Origin of the sequence: Corynebacterium sp. c3Ub_189 (assembly GCF_039907195.1) — a bacterium.
Taxonomy (GTDB): Bacteria; Actinomycetota; Actinomycetes; order Mycobacteriales; family Mycobacteriaceae; genus Corynebacterium.
Genome location: NZ_JASBOF010000072.1, coordinates 1 through 443 on the forward strand (window position 1 = coordinate 1; position 443 = coordinate 443).

Here is a 443-nt window from a genome sequence, read left to right on the forward strand (position 1 = left end):
GTCTTAGTTAAAGAATCGGCGGTAAACGCTGTCGACGGCGATGTAGCCACGGTGTGGGCAACGATTGAACGGTCGAACAGATCCATCACCGGTGACAGGTAGACCTTGCGGCCTGCGACCCTGAACTCGGTGACGTCGCTAACAAAGACGGTATTTGGCTTATCTGGGGTGAACTTGCGGTCAAGCGTGTTGTCGGCAATGTGGCTGATCGTCCCGTTATAAGAAACATATGGCCTGCGCCGGCGGACCTTGGCTCGAAGCCCCATTTCGCTCATGAGTTTGTAGACGAGCTTGTGGTTGACCACCCACCCCTGGTTGCGCAGGTCAAGTAGCACTCGTCGGTAGCCGTAGCGATGCTTGTTACGCTCGAAGCTTTCTAAGATCGCGTCTTTGAGCGCAGCGTGCTTATCCGGCTCGCTGAGTCGTTTCTGGTGGTAGAAGAA

1 protein-coding gene is annotated in these 443 nt (G+C 55.1%); it reads right to left on the reverse strand.

Features of this window, described 5'->3' with window-relative positions; genetic code table 11:
- A partial coding sequence (locus QKD99_RS11560; RefSeq protein ID WP_347951497.1) for an IS3 family transposase occupies nucleotides 1-443 on the reverse strand: 443 nt, incomplete at both ends.